The 16,269-nt window shown below is 44.5% G+C and carries 13 protein-coding genes (1 of these 13 only partly in view); 4 read left to right on the forward strand and 9 right to left on the reverse strand.

Annotated features, from left to right (window positions below; translation table 11 throughout):
* Positions 1-138: the 5' end (the start) of a YafY family protein gene (locus MHI37_RS26665; protein ID WP_076339322.1), read on the reverse strand. 810 nt of this gene lie to the left of the window's left edge; only the first 138 of its 948 coding nucleotides appear in the window; its start codon is at positions 136-138; its stop codon lies off the left edge, out of view.
* A 116-nt stretch (positions 139-254) separates the two neighbouring features.
* On the opposite strand from MHI37_RS26665, the gene MHI37_RS26670 reads away from it, so the two are divergent.
* A complete protein-coding gene (locus MHI37_RS26670) occupies positions 255-740 on the forward strand; it encodes a DinB family protein (RefSeq protein WP_076339323.1) in 486 nt (161 codons plus the stop codon).
* Between the two features lie 777 nt (positions 741-1,517).
* On the opposite strand, the gene MHI37_RS26675 is transcribed toward MHI37_RS26670, so the two are convergent.
* A complete protein-coding gene (locus MHI37_RS26675; protein WP_076339324.1) occupies positions 1,518-4,439 on the reverse strand; it encodes a family 78 glycoside hydrolase catalytic domain in 2,922 nt (973 codons plus the stop codon).
* Positions 4,440-4,586: 147 nt separating this feature from the next.
* On the opposite strand from MHI37_RS26675, the gene MHI37_RS26680 reads away from it, so the two are divergent.
* Positions 4,587-5,504, forward strand: coding sequence for an AraC family transcriptional regulator (locus tag MHI37_RS26680; RefSeq protein WP_076339325.1), 918 nt, complete (start codon positions 4,587-4,589; stop codon positions 5,502-5,504).
* Positions 5,505-5,545: 41 nt separating this feature from the next.
* Here the strand turns inward: MHI37_RS26680 and MHI37_RS26685 are convergent, their stop codons facing one another.
* Positions 5,546-6,268, reverse strand: coding sequence for a fused MFS/spermidine synthase (locus MHI37_RS26685; protein ID WP_076339349.1), 723 nt, complete (start codon positions 6,266-6,268; stop codon positions 5,546-5,548).
* 55 nt (positions 6,269-6,323) lie between these two features.
* Complete coding sequence (locus MHI37_RS26690; protein WP_076339326.1) at positions 6,324-7,202, reverse strand: copper amine oxidase N-terminal domain-containing protein; 879 nt, start codon at positions 7,200-7,202, stop codon at positions 6,324-6,326.
* Positions 7,203-7,494: 292 nt separating this feature from the next.
* Between MHI37_RS26690 and MHI37_RS26695 the strand changes: the two genes are divergently transcribed.
* Positions 7,495-8,160, forward strand: a complete 666-nt coding sequence (locus MHI37_RS26695; RefSeq protein ID WP_076339327.1) for a hypothetical protein — start codon at positions 7,495-7,497, stop codon at positions 8,158-8,160.
* 103 nt (positions 8,161-8,263) lie between these two features.
* Here MHI37_RS26695 and MHI37_RS26700 read toward each other — a convergent pair whose 3' ends face one another.
* The 3 genes from MHI37_RS26700 to MHI37_RS26710 all read right to left on the reverse strand — a co-directional run bounded on the left by MHI37_RS26700 (position 8,264) and on the right by MHI37_RS26710 (position 11,709).
* The gene (locus MHI37_RS26700) at positions 8,264-10,021 is read right to left on the reverse strand and encodes a methyl-accepting chemotaxis protein (RefSeq protein ID WP_076339328.1); all 1,758 of its coding nucleotides are present in this window, start codon (positions 10,019-10,021) and stop codon (positions 8,264-8,266) included.
* 172 nt (positions 10,022-10,193) lie between these two features.
* Entirely contained in the window at positions 10,194-11,000 is an 807-nt protein-coding gene (locus tag MHI37_RS26705; RefSeq protein WP_076339329.1) for an AAC(3) family N-acetyltransferase, read from the reverse strand.
* Between the two features lie 13 nt (positions 11,001-11,013).
* Positions 11,014-11,709, reverse strand: coding sequence for a hypothetical protein (locus tag MHI37_RS26710; protein ID WP_076339330.1), 696 nt, complete (start codon positions 11,707-11,709; stop codon positions 11,014-11,016).
* 152 nt (positions 11,710-11,861) lie between these two features.
* Here MHI37_RS26710 and MHI37_RS26715 point away from each other — a divergent pair, with 152 nt between their 5' ends.
* Positions 11,862-12,899: a ParB/RepB/Spo0J family partition protein gene (locus tag MHI37_RS26715; protein ID WP_076339331.1), complete on the forward strand. Its 1,038-nt coding sequence runs from the start codon at positions 11,862-11,864 to the stop codon at positions 12,897-12,899.
* 82 nt (positions 12,900-12,981) lie between these two features.
* On the opposite strand, the gene MHI37_RS26720 is transcribed toward MHI37_RS26715, so the two are convergent.
* On the reverse strand, positions 12,982-15,567 hold the full coding sequence (locus tag MHI37_RS26720) for an FtsX-like permease family protein (RefSeq protein ID WP_076339332.1): 2,586 nt from the start codon (positions 15,565-15,567) through the stop codon (positions 12,982-12,984).
* Complete coding sequence (locus MHI37_RS26725) at positions 15,564-16,247, reverse strand: ABC transporter ATP-binding protein (RefSeq protein ID WP_076339333.1); 684 nt, start codon at positions 16,245-16,247, stop codon at positions 15,564-15,566. Before MHI37_RS26725 ends, MHI37_RS26720 begins: the two co-directional genes overlap by 4 nt.
* Positions 16,248-16,269: the final 22 nt, after the last annotated feature.

Here is a 16,269-nt window from a genome sequence, read left to right on the forward strand (position 1 = left end):
TAGCTCGCTCAGCTCTTGCAAATCCCTTAATATCGTTCTCGTCGATACTTCGAATTCCGTAGCAAGCTCTTTGACGGTAAATTTGCGCTTTCTATTTACGGTCATCATCAACTCTATAAGTCGTTTCGATTTAGACATAGCTCTACCCCATTATTTTTATAATTATGACAACTGTTGTCACTATTATAAGCTACAATCAGAATCAAGCCCACTTATGATGGACTCAATCAAATATGAAAAATGGAGCGTGACTCATGCCAGCCGTTCAAGAAATCAAAGCATTACTATTAGAAGAATTAGAGCTTATCGTTAAGACATCCTCCAATTTAATACGTAAAATATCCTCCGAGCACTGGGATTACAGACCGCAAAGCAATATGAGATCGCTGCTTGAGCTCGTTCACCATCTCGTATCCGTTCCCTCAACTGATCTGTTGATTCTTCAGGAAAGCAGCGAAGCCGCAATCCGTAAGCTGGAAGCTGATATTGCCGAGGATCGTGATGCCGAGAGCATAGTTAAGTGGATGACCTCCGGCCTGCTTGAAGTGAGAGCTTATATGGAAAACCTTTCGGATGAGGATTTTCTGCACAAAGCAACAAAACCCTTTTATTTGGAGCATAGCTCCGTACAGGCGAAATGGCTCATTGAGATTACGACTCACGCACAGCATCACCGCGCACAGCTATTTACCTATTTGAAAATACAAGGCTATGAAGTCAATATGTTTGATTTGTACTAGGAAACAGCTAAGCTGCATTTTGTTGTTGCAAGTTCATAAAAAAGCTCCTCCAGCTTGTTGAGCGAACACTGAAAATGCAATCTAAATAAAAGACCGTCCCAAAAGTGGTATGCTCGCTATTAGTGGGAAAACTTAAAATTTCAAAAAAATGGCGGTGCAGGTGTCTATTCCTGAACCGCCATTTTCCTTTGTTTATTCACTTCTGCTTGCTTTAGCAGATTAAGAACTTTAAGAGCCTATATGTTCTTATCCGCTCGCTGTGACCATCATCCCCCACTAATTTCACATCATAAGCACATATATGCGCTTATCACTCAAAAATAACCGCAGCTTCACCACCATAAGCACCTATGTGTTCTTATCCGCTCGCTGTGACCATCATCCGCCACTAATTCCACATCATAAGCGCATATATGCGCTTATCACCCAAGAATACTCGCAGGTTCACCGCCATAAGCACCTATGTGTTCTTATCCGCTCGCTGTGACGATCATCTGCCACTAATTCCGCTTAATAATGAACTACTCCGCCGTAGTCTATCGTGTTATGGGACAACCTCTTTACTTATTTGAAAGTTTTCGCCATATTAAATGCGTCCGTTTCGTTGATGTTGGCACCTATCCTGCAGATTTGCAGGATAGCTTAATATAGCTGTTTTTTAGTAGATGACCAAAGTCACCTATTGGCGCTCTGTATAGCAGCCTTCACAGTAACTACTGCTGCTGAAATAAGGAAAGTTTTTAAATCGCTCGTTAACGTTCATCTTCATATATGATGTTAAAAAATCTTTTTCTCCCTGATAATTCCCTCATACCCATCAGGCACCTTGATATTGACCTTCACCGACGCTGGGTACGCAACAGAGATTTCTATTACATGCTCTGCGATCAGCTTCCACGAAACATCGATTTGACCCTCTTCAGATAGTGGAACAGTGCCTCTTGCCCAAGTTAAATCGCATGGGTTTGGCATAATATCAACTTCTGTCCAGCCCATAGCCTTGCTGCGAACACCAAGCACCTCGCGTCCAAGGAAATAAGCTGGCGCTGCCGACCAAGCATGACAATGACTTCTGGTCAGCATATTGGGGTTAGCACGGTTCTCCGTGAAATTAGGGTACATTTCCCAGCAAGTTGTAGCATCATGCTCGATCATTTGTCCGAAATTTCTGCGAATGTCATCAACGATATTGGAGTAGCGCCCCGCCTCAGACAATGCTTCATAATAGAAGAAGGACATAAACGGACTGCCAATTTGTACAAAATGGGAAGGAGCCTCGGTCAAATAACGTTCCATCACGCCGCGGCGTTCAGCTTGCGCGACTCCTGTCAAATAGGCAACAACCTGTGTTTGAACAGAAAATATATCTGATTTGCGGCCGTCTACATGAATACAATCCAAATAAGCGGACTGCTCCTCCGACCAAAGATGCTGGTTGATCGCTGCCTGCAGCTTTTCTGCTGCATCAGCAAACTTTCCTTCACCCTCCAAATCACCTGATAGATATGCCATCTCAGAAGCTACTCGCAAGGTTTTTACTAGGAAGCAGTTCTGATGTGTGACAATTCCTTCGTTCGGCTGATCAATGGGTGACCAATCGAGTAAATTCCAGCCCTTTATCGCCAGCAGGCCATCATCATCGATTTCCTTCAAATAATGCTCTAGCGTAAATCGGATATGCGGGTACATTTCCTTAGCAAAATCCAAATCAGCCGTCTGTTCCACATATTCTCGGCATGCAATCGCCCAGAAGAACGTCCAGTTCGGAATGACGCTGCTCCAACCGCTTGGCACCTGATTCGCGTATAAAGGTGTTTGATCCTTGGAGCCGGGCACAAGACGCAAGCAGCGCTTCACGATCTCATTCACACCGAACAAATAATTGCTTACTAAAGCTTCATTACGACTGTCTCCTACCCAGAAAACCTGTTCATAGGCCGGACAATCCACAAAGGTGTCCTCCATACAAAGCTTCGTTGTATGGCGGCTAATTTCCCAAATATCGTTCAGCATCGGATCAGACGATTGGAATTTACCGATCTCTGCTACTGGATAATGATTCGATAAATAGTGAACATTGAACAGTTTTACAGGTTGATTCGCCTGGCGGACAGTAAGCATTAAGTAACGCATTCCTCTTCGTACTGGTGATGAATAGCGCTGTCTGCCTTTTTTGCAGACATAACGAAGCGTGTTATCTAGACCAAACGTATGCTGAAGGTAATCCGCTGTCCTATACTCAAATCCATAAAAGTCTAAAATAGTGCCCTCTCCTGCCTCGACCTCAAAGGTTAGATAACCAGTAAGCTCCTTGCCGAAGTCGATGATTAGCTCCGTATCGAGCCCCGAGTAGGCCGGTATCACCCCAAACGACGCATTCGGAATCACGATGTTCTGCAGCGCTGCTGGAATATTGCGCGGAGTGCTTTCTTTCTTCCAGACGGATAAACCAAAGACATCTGCCTCGCTCACTAAGCTTTCAGGAATAGAACGAATATAGGAGGAATACGCTTCCAAATCTTTTACATCAAAAACGTTATGGATCACTTGCTTATACTGTTCATCCTCGAAATCAATCTCTCTGCTTTCTTGATGATCCAAATAAACGGTGCTGTCGAATGGGCCTATCGTTATAAAAGCAGAGGCATCCTCCGTACACTGTTCGTCAACAAGTGGTGAGCGAAGCTCTACAGCCGTTTCGCTATAAATACCCATGTGCAGCTTGCCGGTATGAATTTTCTGTCCACTTACATCGATAATTAGCAGGTTATCTCCTTTACGAAGAGTAATGGAGGCATATCGCTCAGGAAGCACGCCTGTAAATTCAGCTTCATCTAATGTGGTACCATTTAACGAGACCGCTCTTACACACTCTCCAGCACTAGGAAATCCGAGTACGATATCCGTTTCCTCCTGTACCGAAAGCACCGTTGCTGCATATCCCGTATAACTGATGTGATTAGCATGATTCTCACTTCCCACCAGCATCTGATTCCGTATATCGATCGCTGTAGAGAAGGTAAAGCTTTTTACGCTGTTCATGGTCAATACTCGTGAAGGATAGACAGGAACCTCCGCAAGCAATGGAATATCCCGCTCCTGCACTCTCTTCCATGGCCCTGTACCAACCTGCCCAATGAGCTGTGCTTGTTCCCAGCCTTCGTCATTATAGGAGCGGTTTGACCAATCCTCCGCCCACATGGCTGCATCTATATATTCTGAGAAGCCCTGCTGACAGGACATACGTGAGGAGCGTGTGTGATAGCCTTCATGAATGGAGCTTCGCCAGCTTTGATCTGTTGTTAGCAGTGTTTCCATACCTGCTTCACTGTTTCTGTCCAGCTGTACAAGCAAACCGCCGCGGCCTCGTTCATAATAAAAGGTGGATACGCCAAAATGAAGGACGAGCACCGCAATCGTATTCGTCTCGCCAGGTATAAGCAAATGACCAACATCGTATACATCATAAAATTGCTCAACGGTCCATGAACGCACAGGCCCTCTGCCTACCTGTTCACCGTTAATATAAAGAACATAGCGAGAATCCGCACTAATACGTAGTGTCGTTTGAGTTTCACCAACAGGTGCACCCGCCATCTGTTCAGCTTTAAAGCTCCTTCTGAAGCAGCGCCATTCATTGCGCGGACTCTCCACCTCACCGCCCCAAATCCAATTCGCATTCCAACCTTGATCTATCATGCTATTCCGCTCCTCTTATATCCATTTCTCAATAGGCATGCTCGTGCATTACAACTATAATTATAGTAAAATCAAAGGAATCAATTACCCCCATTTCGGACATTTAATCCCTTGAAAAGGACATTGAATGAAAGGATCGAATAGCTAATGACGAGCAAGCATTCGCAATTATACAAAGGAGAGCAATTTCTCCATAGAAATGGATTCATCTATGTGAACCGAGCCGAGGAGAACTTTCATTTGCCGCTGCATAATCATGATTTTGTTGAGCTGGCTTATGTAGCTGAAGGAAAGGGCTTCCATCATATTGGCGATGAGGTCATCCCCGTCTACAAAGGCTTATTATTTCTATTGCCGCCGGGTATATCCCATGTTTTCCGGCCCTCTACGCCTTCTCTTATCAACCCGCCATTAATCGTATACAATTGTGTTTTCTTGCCGTCACTCCTTCAGCAGCTTGGCATATGGATTGGAGATCGGGCGATTATTGATGATCTAGAGTACCGTTTCACGGAGCCAGCGGCCTTTCAAACTCTCTTTGATTCTGATCATGTCATCGAGGGGCTATTCCGAAATCTCCTTCGTGAATACGAGCTTCCGCAGAGCGGTTCTTATCCTTATTTGCAGACACTGCTCGTTCAGCTGTTTTTATCGATCTATCGATTACAGCAAAACAAATCCAATGCTTCCATAGAAGGAAATGCTTCTGCTCATTTTCATCATATATTGCACTATATCGAGCAGCATGCCCAAGAAAACATAACGCTGGCGCAGCTTGCGAAGCAATGCCAATGGAGTGAGAGACATTTCAGCCGCGTATTCAAGCAGCGCACCGGACAAACCTTCCTTCATTACTTGCAGCATCTGCGCATCAAAAAAAGCTGCGAGCTCCTAAGGAGATCCCAGCTTAAAATCAGCACTCTAGCAGAAGAGGCAGGCTACAAAAATATCGACGCTTTCCTCATTCACTTCAAAAGAATTGTCGGCATGACGCCGCGTGAGTATCGGCGGATGGTCCAGGAGCATCAAGCACGGCCCGAACAGCATTCCACAAATAAAGGATAGAGAGGGCGTCGTATTTTATGAAATGGAAGATAGTTGCCGGTTCATTCTTTGTCCAACATCCTATGGCCTTCCGCTAATTCGATCTCGAAGAAGCCTGCCATAACACGCGATTCATAATCAATCGCCTTGCTACTGCCCATAACTATAATATTTCGAATGTCGGCCGCATCCTCTGCTGGCAGCGAGAAAGCCTTCGTATAAGGATACACTTCTCTAAATGTCGTATAAATCGCATTTATTAATTTATCATTCTTTATTTTACCCATTAGATTCATAATAACAGCTCCGCTTGCAGTAAGCTTTTCTCTCGTTAATTGAAAAAACTCTAACGTTGTAAAATGATAGGGAGTACCTTCCTTCGTGAAAGCATCCACCACGATATAGTCAAAGGCAGCGGGCGCTTGATCACATAGAATTTGGCGTCCATCTCCAATAACCGTATCATCGCTGCGATAATGAAAATAAGCTTTGCTAAGCTCCACGACCTTCTCGTTAATTTCTGCAATGGTAAATCGTTTATCCGAATAATGACCTGCGATGGTTCCAATGCCATGCCCAATCATAAACACATTTTCAAACGACCGATCATTCCACTCCATCAAATGAATAATCGCTCTCGGATACTCCATCACAATACGACCCGGGTTCTTTAAATCAATTGCACCTTGGATGGCCTCATTCGAGAACTGGAGAAACCGGTATTTCCCTACTTGCCCATACAACTGGTTCGAATCGTAAACGGCAATCTCTTGCAAACCGCTCATTTCTTTAGCTAATAAAAACAAATGAATGTTCACCTTCTACTCATGAGTAATCTTGTTATTTAGTATCCGTCCGTACTTCTCCTTCTATTGGTACAATAATCCCCTTTGAATAGCCTGTGATAGCATCTATTTCCGTGCGATTTCCCTCGCTATCAATCGTTCCGTAGCTCAATAAGTCTGCCATAAAATGATCACTGAAATAAACAGACTCCCCGAATGGCATTGGCTCCTTGCCCGCTTCACCATTTACACCTAAGGTATCCTTCTGCCACTTCATCTCAGCGAGACCGTCCACGTTGATTTCAATATAATTCAGCAAACCCTTGTACTCCCAAAAAAAGCGAAGTGCTTCCCCTTTAGGGAAGGTGTATACCGTTGTGAAGCCTTCTCCATAAGGACGAACATCTATACCATTATTCAATCTGGTCAAATTAAGTGCGAGCTCGCGCGCTTTCGCAAGATCACCGCTTTTTAACGTTTCAAACTGCTCTACTCCCGTTGGCGTCCGCACAATAACTTGCTTTGTCGTGCTATTATAAGCAACTGTTCCGCCCAAGGTCTCGGTTACAAATCGAGCAGGAACATAGGTACGTCCTTTCTGGACGGTTACTGGTGCATCTAAGGCTATGCTTTTGCCATTTACATCTGCCGTTTTCAAGCCATCTTTAAGGCGAATCGTCTTTTTCTGCGCAGTATTATTTATTATGATCGTTTTAGTAGCGGACTCATAGGTATAGCTGATCTTGGCAGGATCATTAAACGCCCTCAATTGAACCATCGTTCTGCCGTTCACATTCAAGACATCCTGTTGATATACGCCATTTATAAACATTTTAACAGACTGTGGTGCAGAAGCAGCCATTGCAGCAGATCCCACACTTAACACTCCTGCTACTGTTAATGCAGCAGCTGCCGTTTTCATCCACTTTTTCATTCGCCTAACCTCCTGTAAAATCGTTAAGCTTATTGTGCTTCTGTCCCATTGCCTATTAAAAATGAACCATCATCCCATCACAATTCTGACGTTCATTTTAAATTATATACAGTGATCAGTAACACGAATTCGTATTTATAGACGCCTGAATTAAGGAAATGTTACAGTTTATGTATGATTATTCAAATTTCATACTGCTTTTGCACCGCTGTCTATTTCCTACGAAGGTGTAAGGAAGGATATTCTAGGATACAACTAGAATATTCTAGTATTCTATTAGAGGAGTGAACGAATGAACATCTCCACCTATTCTGAGTTTGTAGCTTTAGTTCAGCAATATAAGATTTTTCCATTCTCTGATTTCATTCCCGAATATCCTTCACTAACCTCCGTCGTCCCGAGTGACAGCTGGCATACAGAAACTGAGTTTGACCCTTGGCCATGGCGCGTCAAAATTGTAAAGGATGAGCATGCGGCATATGGAAAATTTTTCGGCACAAAAGGCTGCTTCATCTCCGTAGATCTGTTCCCAAAGGTACAGCTGCTGCTTACGCAGGGCAAAAGCGTAGAAGAGCGCTACAGCAGCGGTCTTATGTCGCAAAATGCGAGAAATATTTATCAACTCGTCAAAGAAGCTGGAAATATCGACTCTCGCAACCTCCGCAAGGAGAGCGGGCTTACGGCAAAAGAGCAAAAGAAGGATTATGATCGTGCGCTCATCGACCTGCAGAACTTTGCAGACATCGTCATTACTGGAGCACAGGAAACGGACTTCGATGGAGGCTGGAGCAGCATGTGCTTCGAAAGCTCTGAGCATTGGCTGCAGGTTGCGCTTGGGAAAGAATTGGAGTCCAAAGAGGATTTAGCAGAAGTGCGAGCGGTCGTTAAAACGGAGCTAAGCGAGCTTTGCTCTGCAAAAGCTTTGAAATATTTAGATAAAAAGCTGCTGCTAAGCTGATAGCTGCTGGAAAAAGAGGTGCTGCAATGCTTCTAAACAAGCGCATCGCAACACCTCTTGCATGGCTATCCCTCTTCTTCGCAGCATAGCAGAAATATATGTATTAAACATTAACCTGCTTAATCGCCTGTCTCATATCCTTCGTGTTCGCACTCACTACGACAGAAGCCTCATAAATCTGCTTCATCATGTCTAGCTGATCCGACGTTAACTGTTGAATTTGCTCACTCTGCTCGGATATACCGCTTGCGATATCGGCGATAGCGACCACAGTAGCCGCAACTTCCTCGGAGCCAGCAGTGAGCTGCTCGGTTGCTGCCGAAACCTCCATGATTTGCTCGCTTACAAGGCGGAATGACTCCACTGCATGCAAGAAAGAGTCCGCCGCCTGACCCGATAACGCAACACCCTCTTCAATTTCCGTCGAAGCCTTCTCCATCTCATCGCTGATTTTTCCAGACTCCACTTCGATGTTGCCAAGCAGTGTCGAGATTTGCTGCACCGACGAGGCCGATGCATCTGCCAGTTTGCGCACCTCTTTCGCTACGACCATAAATCCTAAGCCATGCTCCCCTGCTCTTGCCGCTTCAATCGAAGCATTCAAGGCAAGAAGCTTCGTCTGATCGGCAAATTCACGTACGGAACCGATAACATGCTCGATTTCGCCGGTATAGCCCTTCAGCTGCCTTGCAATATCCAGCGTCTGTGCTGCGGACATTGAAATGCTTCTAATTTGAGCATTTAATTGCTTCATGCCAGCTTCCCCCGACTGTGCAATTTCCAATGATTGCACTGCTGCATCCGACACGGTTGAAGAGGATTCTGCAATTTTCACAATGCCGAGCGCGATTTCCTCCATGGCTAGAGCACTGTCATCAGCACTTTTTTTCTGAGTATGCGCCCCTTCATAAATATGCTGCACTGAGCCATTCATCGTTTCACCCATTTGCAGCATTTGATCGGTATGGCTGGCGAACGATTGTGAAGAAGCTACGAGTTGGTCCGAAGTATTCTCAACATTTTGAACCACAGCTCGCACCCTCTCGTTCAGATGCTCCGACATCGTAAGCATGGCTTGATACACCGTACCAATTTCATCGATTGACCGTACCGGATTCGCCCGCAAAATCATATTGGCCCCCGCTAAATCTCCGATTGCCATCTTCTCCGCGCTGGCGGTTACCGTCTGCAAGGGCTGCATGGAGCGCCTCACAAACCATACGATCGCTCCAATCAGTAAAATGGTGACCACGAGCATCAAGATATAAAGAGGCATGCTTTCCCATATTACATCCGCTGCCAGCTGCTGGAAGACAGCCGCATCCGTATCGATGCCAAGTGCACCAACAACCTCTCCTCCCGCAGCCTTCAAAGGAACGTAAGCAGATAAATAAGAGCCGTAAAGGGGATTCTCAATAAGCGGCGAGCTTGCGTTTTTACCTGTATAAACCTTGTCCGCAGCAGCAGCCGGCATATCCGTTACTTCATTAATAGGAGAAGCCGACGCATCGTCCTTCGGCAATCCATCAATCATAATAAGGGGCTGCCGCTGTTCATCAAAACGAACAAAGTACACGTAACGAGCCCCTATTTGCGAGCGAAATTGATCAAGCTCCTCACGGAGGGTCCAGTAGAGCTCCGTCTCCTGCGGCTGCTTTAAAAATTCCACATATCGATCCGTCTGCAGCGTTGCCGCATAGCTTTCAGCGATTCGGATATTATAGCTGTTAATTGCTTCTTCAACGGCTGATTTGGTTTGAGCCACCTGAGTAGCAATATAGCCTCCAGCAATCAAGATCATAACTACCGTCATCGCACATAAAATACGGACAATCAAATGCTTTCTTAATAATGCTACCATTGGTCGGCTTCTCCCTTTGTGCCCTTCCATTCGAGCTGTCGCTTCTGACAATTCGGGCTGATGATTTTCGAATAACAATATTCATCATCATACCACCATTATTCGACATTAGGGTAATTTTTTACATCTTTATACCCAGTTCAAATAGTTCCCAAGACATATCTATTCATCGTTAGCTGCCTCTATTCGCTTCCATCCATTTAACTGCAAAATCAACTAACTCCTTCATCGGCATAAGCATCGCATCCGCACCGCCCACTTTACCTCTGCGAACAAGCGCTGTCTCCTGTTCAAAAGCTTCGCCAAGCTCATTAAAATCATCCGATTCAAAATCGATATCTTGAAAATTGACCCACTGACGCTCTCCATCTATCAATATCGGCGCTCCGTTAGTCAACTCTGCTTTCGTCTTATACTCTGCACGGTACTCTGCCAAATGCAGCGACGTGTTTTTATTGTGGTCAACGCCTAACAGAAGCACCCAGCCATCTGCTTCATAAATCCGAGCAAGCGGCGAGCGCTCACCGAGGCAAGCGGCGAGACTATGATCAGCGGTTATCGTATCTTTTCTAGAACCCCATGCGGCAAAAGAAACCTGAGGATGGTTGCTTCGCACAACTCCGTTTTGTTTTCTAAAGCATTCATTGATGACACTCATATTATTGCAAGGAGTAAGATCAGCAGCAAATGCGGGCATCGCCGCTCTAATCGGGTCCCACCACGATTTATTAACAGGGGGATATCTCCAGTTCGCCGGATCTGAAAGATCACTCGTATGTGTTGGCATGACAAGTGTTCCTTGATTGCCTATACATTCTTCTATCGCTAAAACGACAGCAGCAGCTCCTCCAACGACGAAGCCGCCAATCGCTTTCATCGAGGAATGCATAATCACCGTCATCTCACGGGTTACTCCAAGCTTAGTAAAATCAGATTTCAAACGTTCCTTTGTCAGCAGCTCGCCTTGTATTTCTTCCATAGGATTCACACCTTTATTTTTTTTCAGTTTTATGATGCTGCGAGCTAATAAATGACGCAGCAGCCTCTAGCTCATTCGTCTTCAGCACAAGCTTTTCCTTATCAAACACTAGAATAACCGGAAACGTCTCTATTTCAAAAGCCGTCTTCACATCCAGCACATAATTCGGATCATACTCTCGCGCACTATACCCGCCTTGAAGGATGCTGTTTGCATTCTTCTCAATCTCTTCGATTTGAAAAGGAGACTCCTGACCGCTATCGTATACAACTGTCGTTCGGTAGCTGCCTTTTTTGCTAGCCATCAAGCCCATCCGTTTAAATAATTGCTCGTTTGTCATCGTCAAAATAATAAGCTCATCCGGCGTATCCGTAACTTTTTTCGTCTGCGGAGGATTAATCTGCACCTTTTGCCCTAGCTTCAGATCCTCCCAGCTTAAACGCTCTCCTGCTTCATTCGTTATGATTGTGCTCGAAAGCACAAACGCTTTATAGGATGCACCCCAGTCATCTATACCTGGTCCTATTTCATCTCGTTTCGCCCATTCGCTTATATCAAAATCAATGGACTTCAGCTCATCGTTATAGCTGCTTACAAAACCAATCATCTCATTATCCTTGTATTCCCCATAAGGCTTATTACTACAGCCTGCAAGTAATATGACTATAGTTAAAAAGAGTAAAGCACCACTTTTCCCCAATCTTCTCATGATCTTCCCCCCTTTTTCAATACTAACGAGCAGCGCTGAATATAAGTTTCATTTTTTTCCAAATGATCCGAGCATCGACGAGACGCCCAATCGTTCCCTCATTTACTCCCATGCTATATAATAGAATGAGCCAAGACCGAAGGAGATATCATATGGACATTATTGAAATTGTTATGGATTTGATTGATGAGGATACGGATCAGCCGCGGTATCAGTTTGACGGGGACGCGCTGCAGGAGCTAATGAAGAGCATTGATGAGATTGGTCTGCTTTCACCGATCAAAGTAAGAACGACTGCTAATGGCCGCTACAAAATCATATATGGCAATCGCCGCTATAAGGCAAGCAAAATGCTCGGACGACCTACGATTCCATGTATCGTCTCGACCGTTACGGACGAAATGGAAATCTATTTGGAGCAAATCGCCGAAAATCTTACGCGTGAAGGCTTCTCTCCCATTGAAGAAGCTGAGGCATTCCATAAGCTGCTGAACGATTCTAAGTTTAGAAGCTCTACTAAGTTTCTGTCAGGCAAGCTCGGAAAGCCCGAAGCCTATATTAAAAACAAATGCGAGCTGCTCAAATTCAGCAATGCGGTGAAGAGACTCATCGTGAGCGGCACCGAAATTAAGAAGGATAAGCTGACAGAAGACCAGCTTCTGCCTCTGAAGGACTTGCCGATGGAGCATCGTGATCCGCTGGCGCTTATCGCAGCTAGAGACGAGCTTCCGGTAAGCGATGTGAAGAAGATCGCCAAGCTCTTTAAGGATAAGACCATTTCGGACAGCACGAAAGACAAGCTGTTATTCAAAACAGGAAGCGGCCTTATTGAAACCTGGTCGACCCACGAGCAGAACAAGGCAGAACGCGCCAAGCCGCCAGCTGAACCAAAAGCTGCCCCTCCAAAAGTTGAGAAACAAACAAAACAAGATACAGTCGGCGCGCAGTCGACGGTATCAGCTACCACCATCGAGCTTGCCCTTCAGCAGCTCGCTTCGGTTCTTCCCGCTCATAGTCCCTTGTCAGAGGAGATGCTGCAATCTATTGAATCCATCCGATCAAGCGGGCAGGTACCTTTCATTCAAGCTGTCAACGAGCTGGTCGAACAGCTCGAGCAAAATTTGTCCGATTGGAAAATGGTTCAAAAGCTAGCCAGCGACAAATTGCAAACGGTCGCCTCCGTAGATTAATGACTATTTTCAACATCGAATCGCCGAAAAGGCTGAAGGTCTAATCAACCTACAGCCTTTTCTTTTTACTTTTTCTTCGGTTTTATATACTTTCCTGCTTTAAAGCATCTATAATATTTTCCTTTTTCACTTTTGAGCTGGCATACAGCATTGCTGAACTAACCATAATAAATACAGCAACGATAACATAGATAAGGCTTTCCCAAGGAAGCACGAACGAATATCTAAAGCTGTTCATCAATGATTTGTGAATCAAATACATAACCACGATGCTGATTGGCAGTCCATACATTAACGACTTGATGCCGTAAAACACACTCTCATAGTTAATCATCTTATTAAAACCTTTTGGCGTCATCCCGACAGACTTGAGCATCGCAAATTCGCGTTTTCGCAGAGTAATACTTGTTGAAATCGTATTAAAAATATTGGCAATGGAGATCGCCGTAATTAACAAAATAAAGCCATACGTAAATACGGACATTAACATAATCATCTGTTCTTCTTGTTTTCGATATTGATACAAGTTGCTAATATAAAAATTGCTTAATTTCATTTCTTCAATTTCCTGCTGCGTTGCTAACGGATTCGTGCTTTTCAGAAAATAGTTCGTTCTATAGCTACCATCATCGTTAAGCAATTGATCTAATACAGCCTCCGAGACAATGATATTCAAACCACCAATTCCAGCGGCATATACCCCCATAGGAAATTGATCTGTCAATGCGGCGATTTTCACTTTGCTTGCGGCTGTTTCTTCGCCTGTTTCCTCATTGTTATAGTGTACGTCGAGGCTTTGGCCAACCTTTGCATGAATAGCTTTCGTTTCTACATACTTTTCTGCTTCCATATCTTCATAAGGAATCGTATCAATAACGATGGCAGCCAGATTGTCTGGATTCATTAGCTGCTTATAATCCGTACCTACTGCTTCTGCATAGGTTCGCAGGCTCTTCTCATCCAATGCATGGATACCGATATAGTAAAGAAGTTTTCCGTTCTTTAGCAAATCTATTTCTTGCTTTGCCCTTTCATGCAATTCATCCGCAATCGCCGCTTCGTTTATCCATGAGCTCATAGCCATTTCTTTCATCAGACTAAATTCCGTAACATCATTAAGGGATGCAATCGAGCTCATCAGCTGTTCTTCTGCTTGACTAGCCTCACTGCCTATCGATACTTGAATATCATAATTCACACCATCCTGCGACAGCTCTAAAGATTTCTTTAAACTGTCGGTGAAATAGGATACAGCTAGAAAAAGCACGATACTAATGACAAGTGAAAATACCGTTGCTTGGTATCTGCGCTTGTTTCTCTTCAAGTTCTTCAAGCCAATTTCCGCTTCAATTCCGAATAGCTTGCGAATGAGCTTTGACGTTTTCACCGCTTTGCCCGTAAGCTTAATATCGGTAGTTTGCCTGATCGCATCAATCGCTGAGATTTTAGAAGCTTTTCTCGCTGGGAGATAGGTTGAAATAAAAATTGTCAGCATCGACACCGCACAGGCTACGACGATTGAATAGGGCGTGACCGTCAGCAGCAGCTTTTCCGAGATGCCTAGCGCGCCTTGAATAGCAGCATTAATGAACCAGAAAGTGATGCCGATCCCGATTAGACCGCATACGATGCCGAGTGGAATACTGATCAACCCAATGATCATTCCTTCAAAAAACACCGAGTTTTTTTTCTGCCTATTCGTAGCGCCTACACTCGATAGCATCCCTAAATGACGGGAGCGCTCCGACACTGAAATCGCAAAGGCATTATAGATTAATGAAACAGAGCCAACGATGATTATTGTCATAATAATCGCTGATAATGAATACAAAGTGCTGCGTAAGCCGTCGTTGCCCGTTACTCCATAATAGCGTAATAAATTATTATTAAAGCTAATGCTCTCTATACCGTTTGCCTTCGCCAAAGCTTCCCCATGCTCAAATAAGGAGCTTTTCACTTTTTTTAATACGACCGCTGCGTTGACCTTATCGTCTGCCTCTAGCAAGCTTTCGTCTATATAGGTAACGACCGTATAGCCTGGCGCCCATGTCGGTTCCCATACAGGACGTTTGATCATGCCTACAATGGTATAGCTTGCCGTTTGTTTAACCGTAAAGGTTTCGGTATCCTCATCCTGCGTGCGCAACCGATCTACTTGAGTCAATAATTGACTTCCATCTTCTGAGACGCGGTCTCCGACATCAAGCGTTAATGTATCGCCGATCTCATAGTCCACCTTGGCATTTGATAAAATATGATCCGAAATAATGACCTCATCTGCAGCCTGCGGCAGCCGACCCTGGCTGAGCTCAATCGGAAACTGCTCAAAGCCTGAAGCACTATACTCTTTAATAAACAAGTACGGTTTGTTATCATTTTGACTGCCTTCGAGAGGCGCATAACCAAAATCCCTGGAGATGACAACGGTTTTGGTTGCCTCATCGTTTTTAACCGCTTCAAGCTGCCCTTTATTTACATCCTTGTAGAGCACATGCCATTCGCCTTCGTCTGCGATCGTTTGCCTTTGAAATAATCCCATAAAGGATACAGCAATCGTGGCAACCGCCGTAATCATAGCCACGGAAATAATGACTCCGATGATCGTAACGAGTGTTCTTCTTTTATTTTGCTTTAATTGTCTTAACGTAAGCTTGTTTACAATATTCATGGACGAACCACCTCGTCCTTAGCAATCCTTCCATCTTCAATGGCAATAATTCGATCTGCTTGCAGCGCAATTCTCTCGTCATGGGTAATCATAATTAGCGTCTGATTATAGGTTTTATTAAACATTTTAAGCAAATCAATAATTTCACCGCTATTTTTGCTATCGAGATTCCCAGTCGGCTCATCAGCCAGCATGATCGCGGGATTGCTAATTAGCGCTCTGCCGATCGATACCCTTTGCTGCTGCCCGCCGGAGAGCTGATTAGGCAAATGATTTAAGCGGCTTTGAAGATTTAACGTTTTCACGATCGTATCGAATTGCTGCTTATTCACCTTATGCTCATCCAGCAGCAAGGGCAGCGTAATATTTTCTTCAACCGTCAGCACCGGAATAAGATTATAAAACTGATAGATGAGCCCAATTTGTCTGCGTCTAAAGATCGCCAGCTGTGTTTCATTTAAATTATAAATGTCTGTGTTATCCACGATGACTTTGCCGCTTGTCGGTCGATCAACACCGCCCAGCATATGCAGCAATGTTGATTTTCCCGAGCCTGACGGACCGATAATCGCTACAAACTCGCCCTGCTTTACCGAGAACGAAATATCATCAAGCGCCTTAACCGCCATTTCACCTTTACCATACACTTTAGACAGATGCTCTATCTTCAAAATCTCCAAATTAATAACCTCCATAAGTTGC

It is taken from the genome of Paenibacillus sp. FSL H8-0548 (assembly GCF_038630985.1).
Classification (GTDB): domain Bacteria; phylum Bacillota; class Bacilli; order Paenibacillales; family Paenibacillaceae; genus Pristimantibacillus.

Coding starts and splice junctions, on each gene's coding strand:
- MHI37_RS26670 (WP_076339323.1), top strand. CDS start 255: ATGCCAGCCGTTCAAGAAATCAAAGCATTACTATTAGAAGAATTAGAG.
- MHI37_RS26675 (WP_076339324.1), bottom strand. CDS start 4,439: ATGATAGATCAAGGTTGGAATGCGAATTGGATTTGGGGCGGTGAGGTG.
- MHI37_RS26680 (WP_076339325.1), top strand. CDS start 4,587: ATGACGAGCAAGCATTCGCAATTATACAAAGGAGAGCAATTTCTCCAT.
- MHI37_RS26685 (WP_076339349.1), bottom strand. CDS start 6,268: ATGAGCGGTTTGCAAGAGATTGCCGTTTACGATTCGAACCAGTTGTAT.
- MHI37_RS26690 (WP_076339326.1), bottom strand. CDS start 7,202: ATGAAAAAGTGGATGAAAACGGCAGCTGCTGCATTAACAGTAGCAGGA.
- MHI37_RS26695 (WP_076339327.1), top strand. CDS start 7,495: ATGAACATCTCCACCTATTCTGAGTTTGTAGCTTTAGTTCAGCAATAT.
- MHI37_RS26700 (WP_076339328.1), bottom strand. CDS start 10,021: ATGGTAGCATTATTAAGAAAGCATTTGATTGTCCGTATTTTATGTGCG.
- MHI37_RS26705 (WP_076339329.1), bottom strand. CDS start 11,000: ATGGAAGAAATACAAGGCGAGCTGCTGACAAAGGAACGTTTGAAATCT.
- MHI37_RS26710 (WP_076339330.1), bottom strand. CDS start 11,709: ATGAGAAGATTGGGGAAAAGTGGTGCTTTACTCTTTTTAACTATAGTC.
- MHI37_RS26715 (WP_076339331.1), top strand. CDS start 11,862: ATGGACATTATTGAAATTGTTATGGATTTGATTGATGAGGATACGGAT.
- MHI37_RS26720 (WP_076339332.1), bottom strand. CDS start 15,567: ATGAATATTGTAAACAAGCTTACGTTAAGACAATTAAAGCAAAATAAA.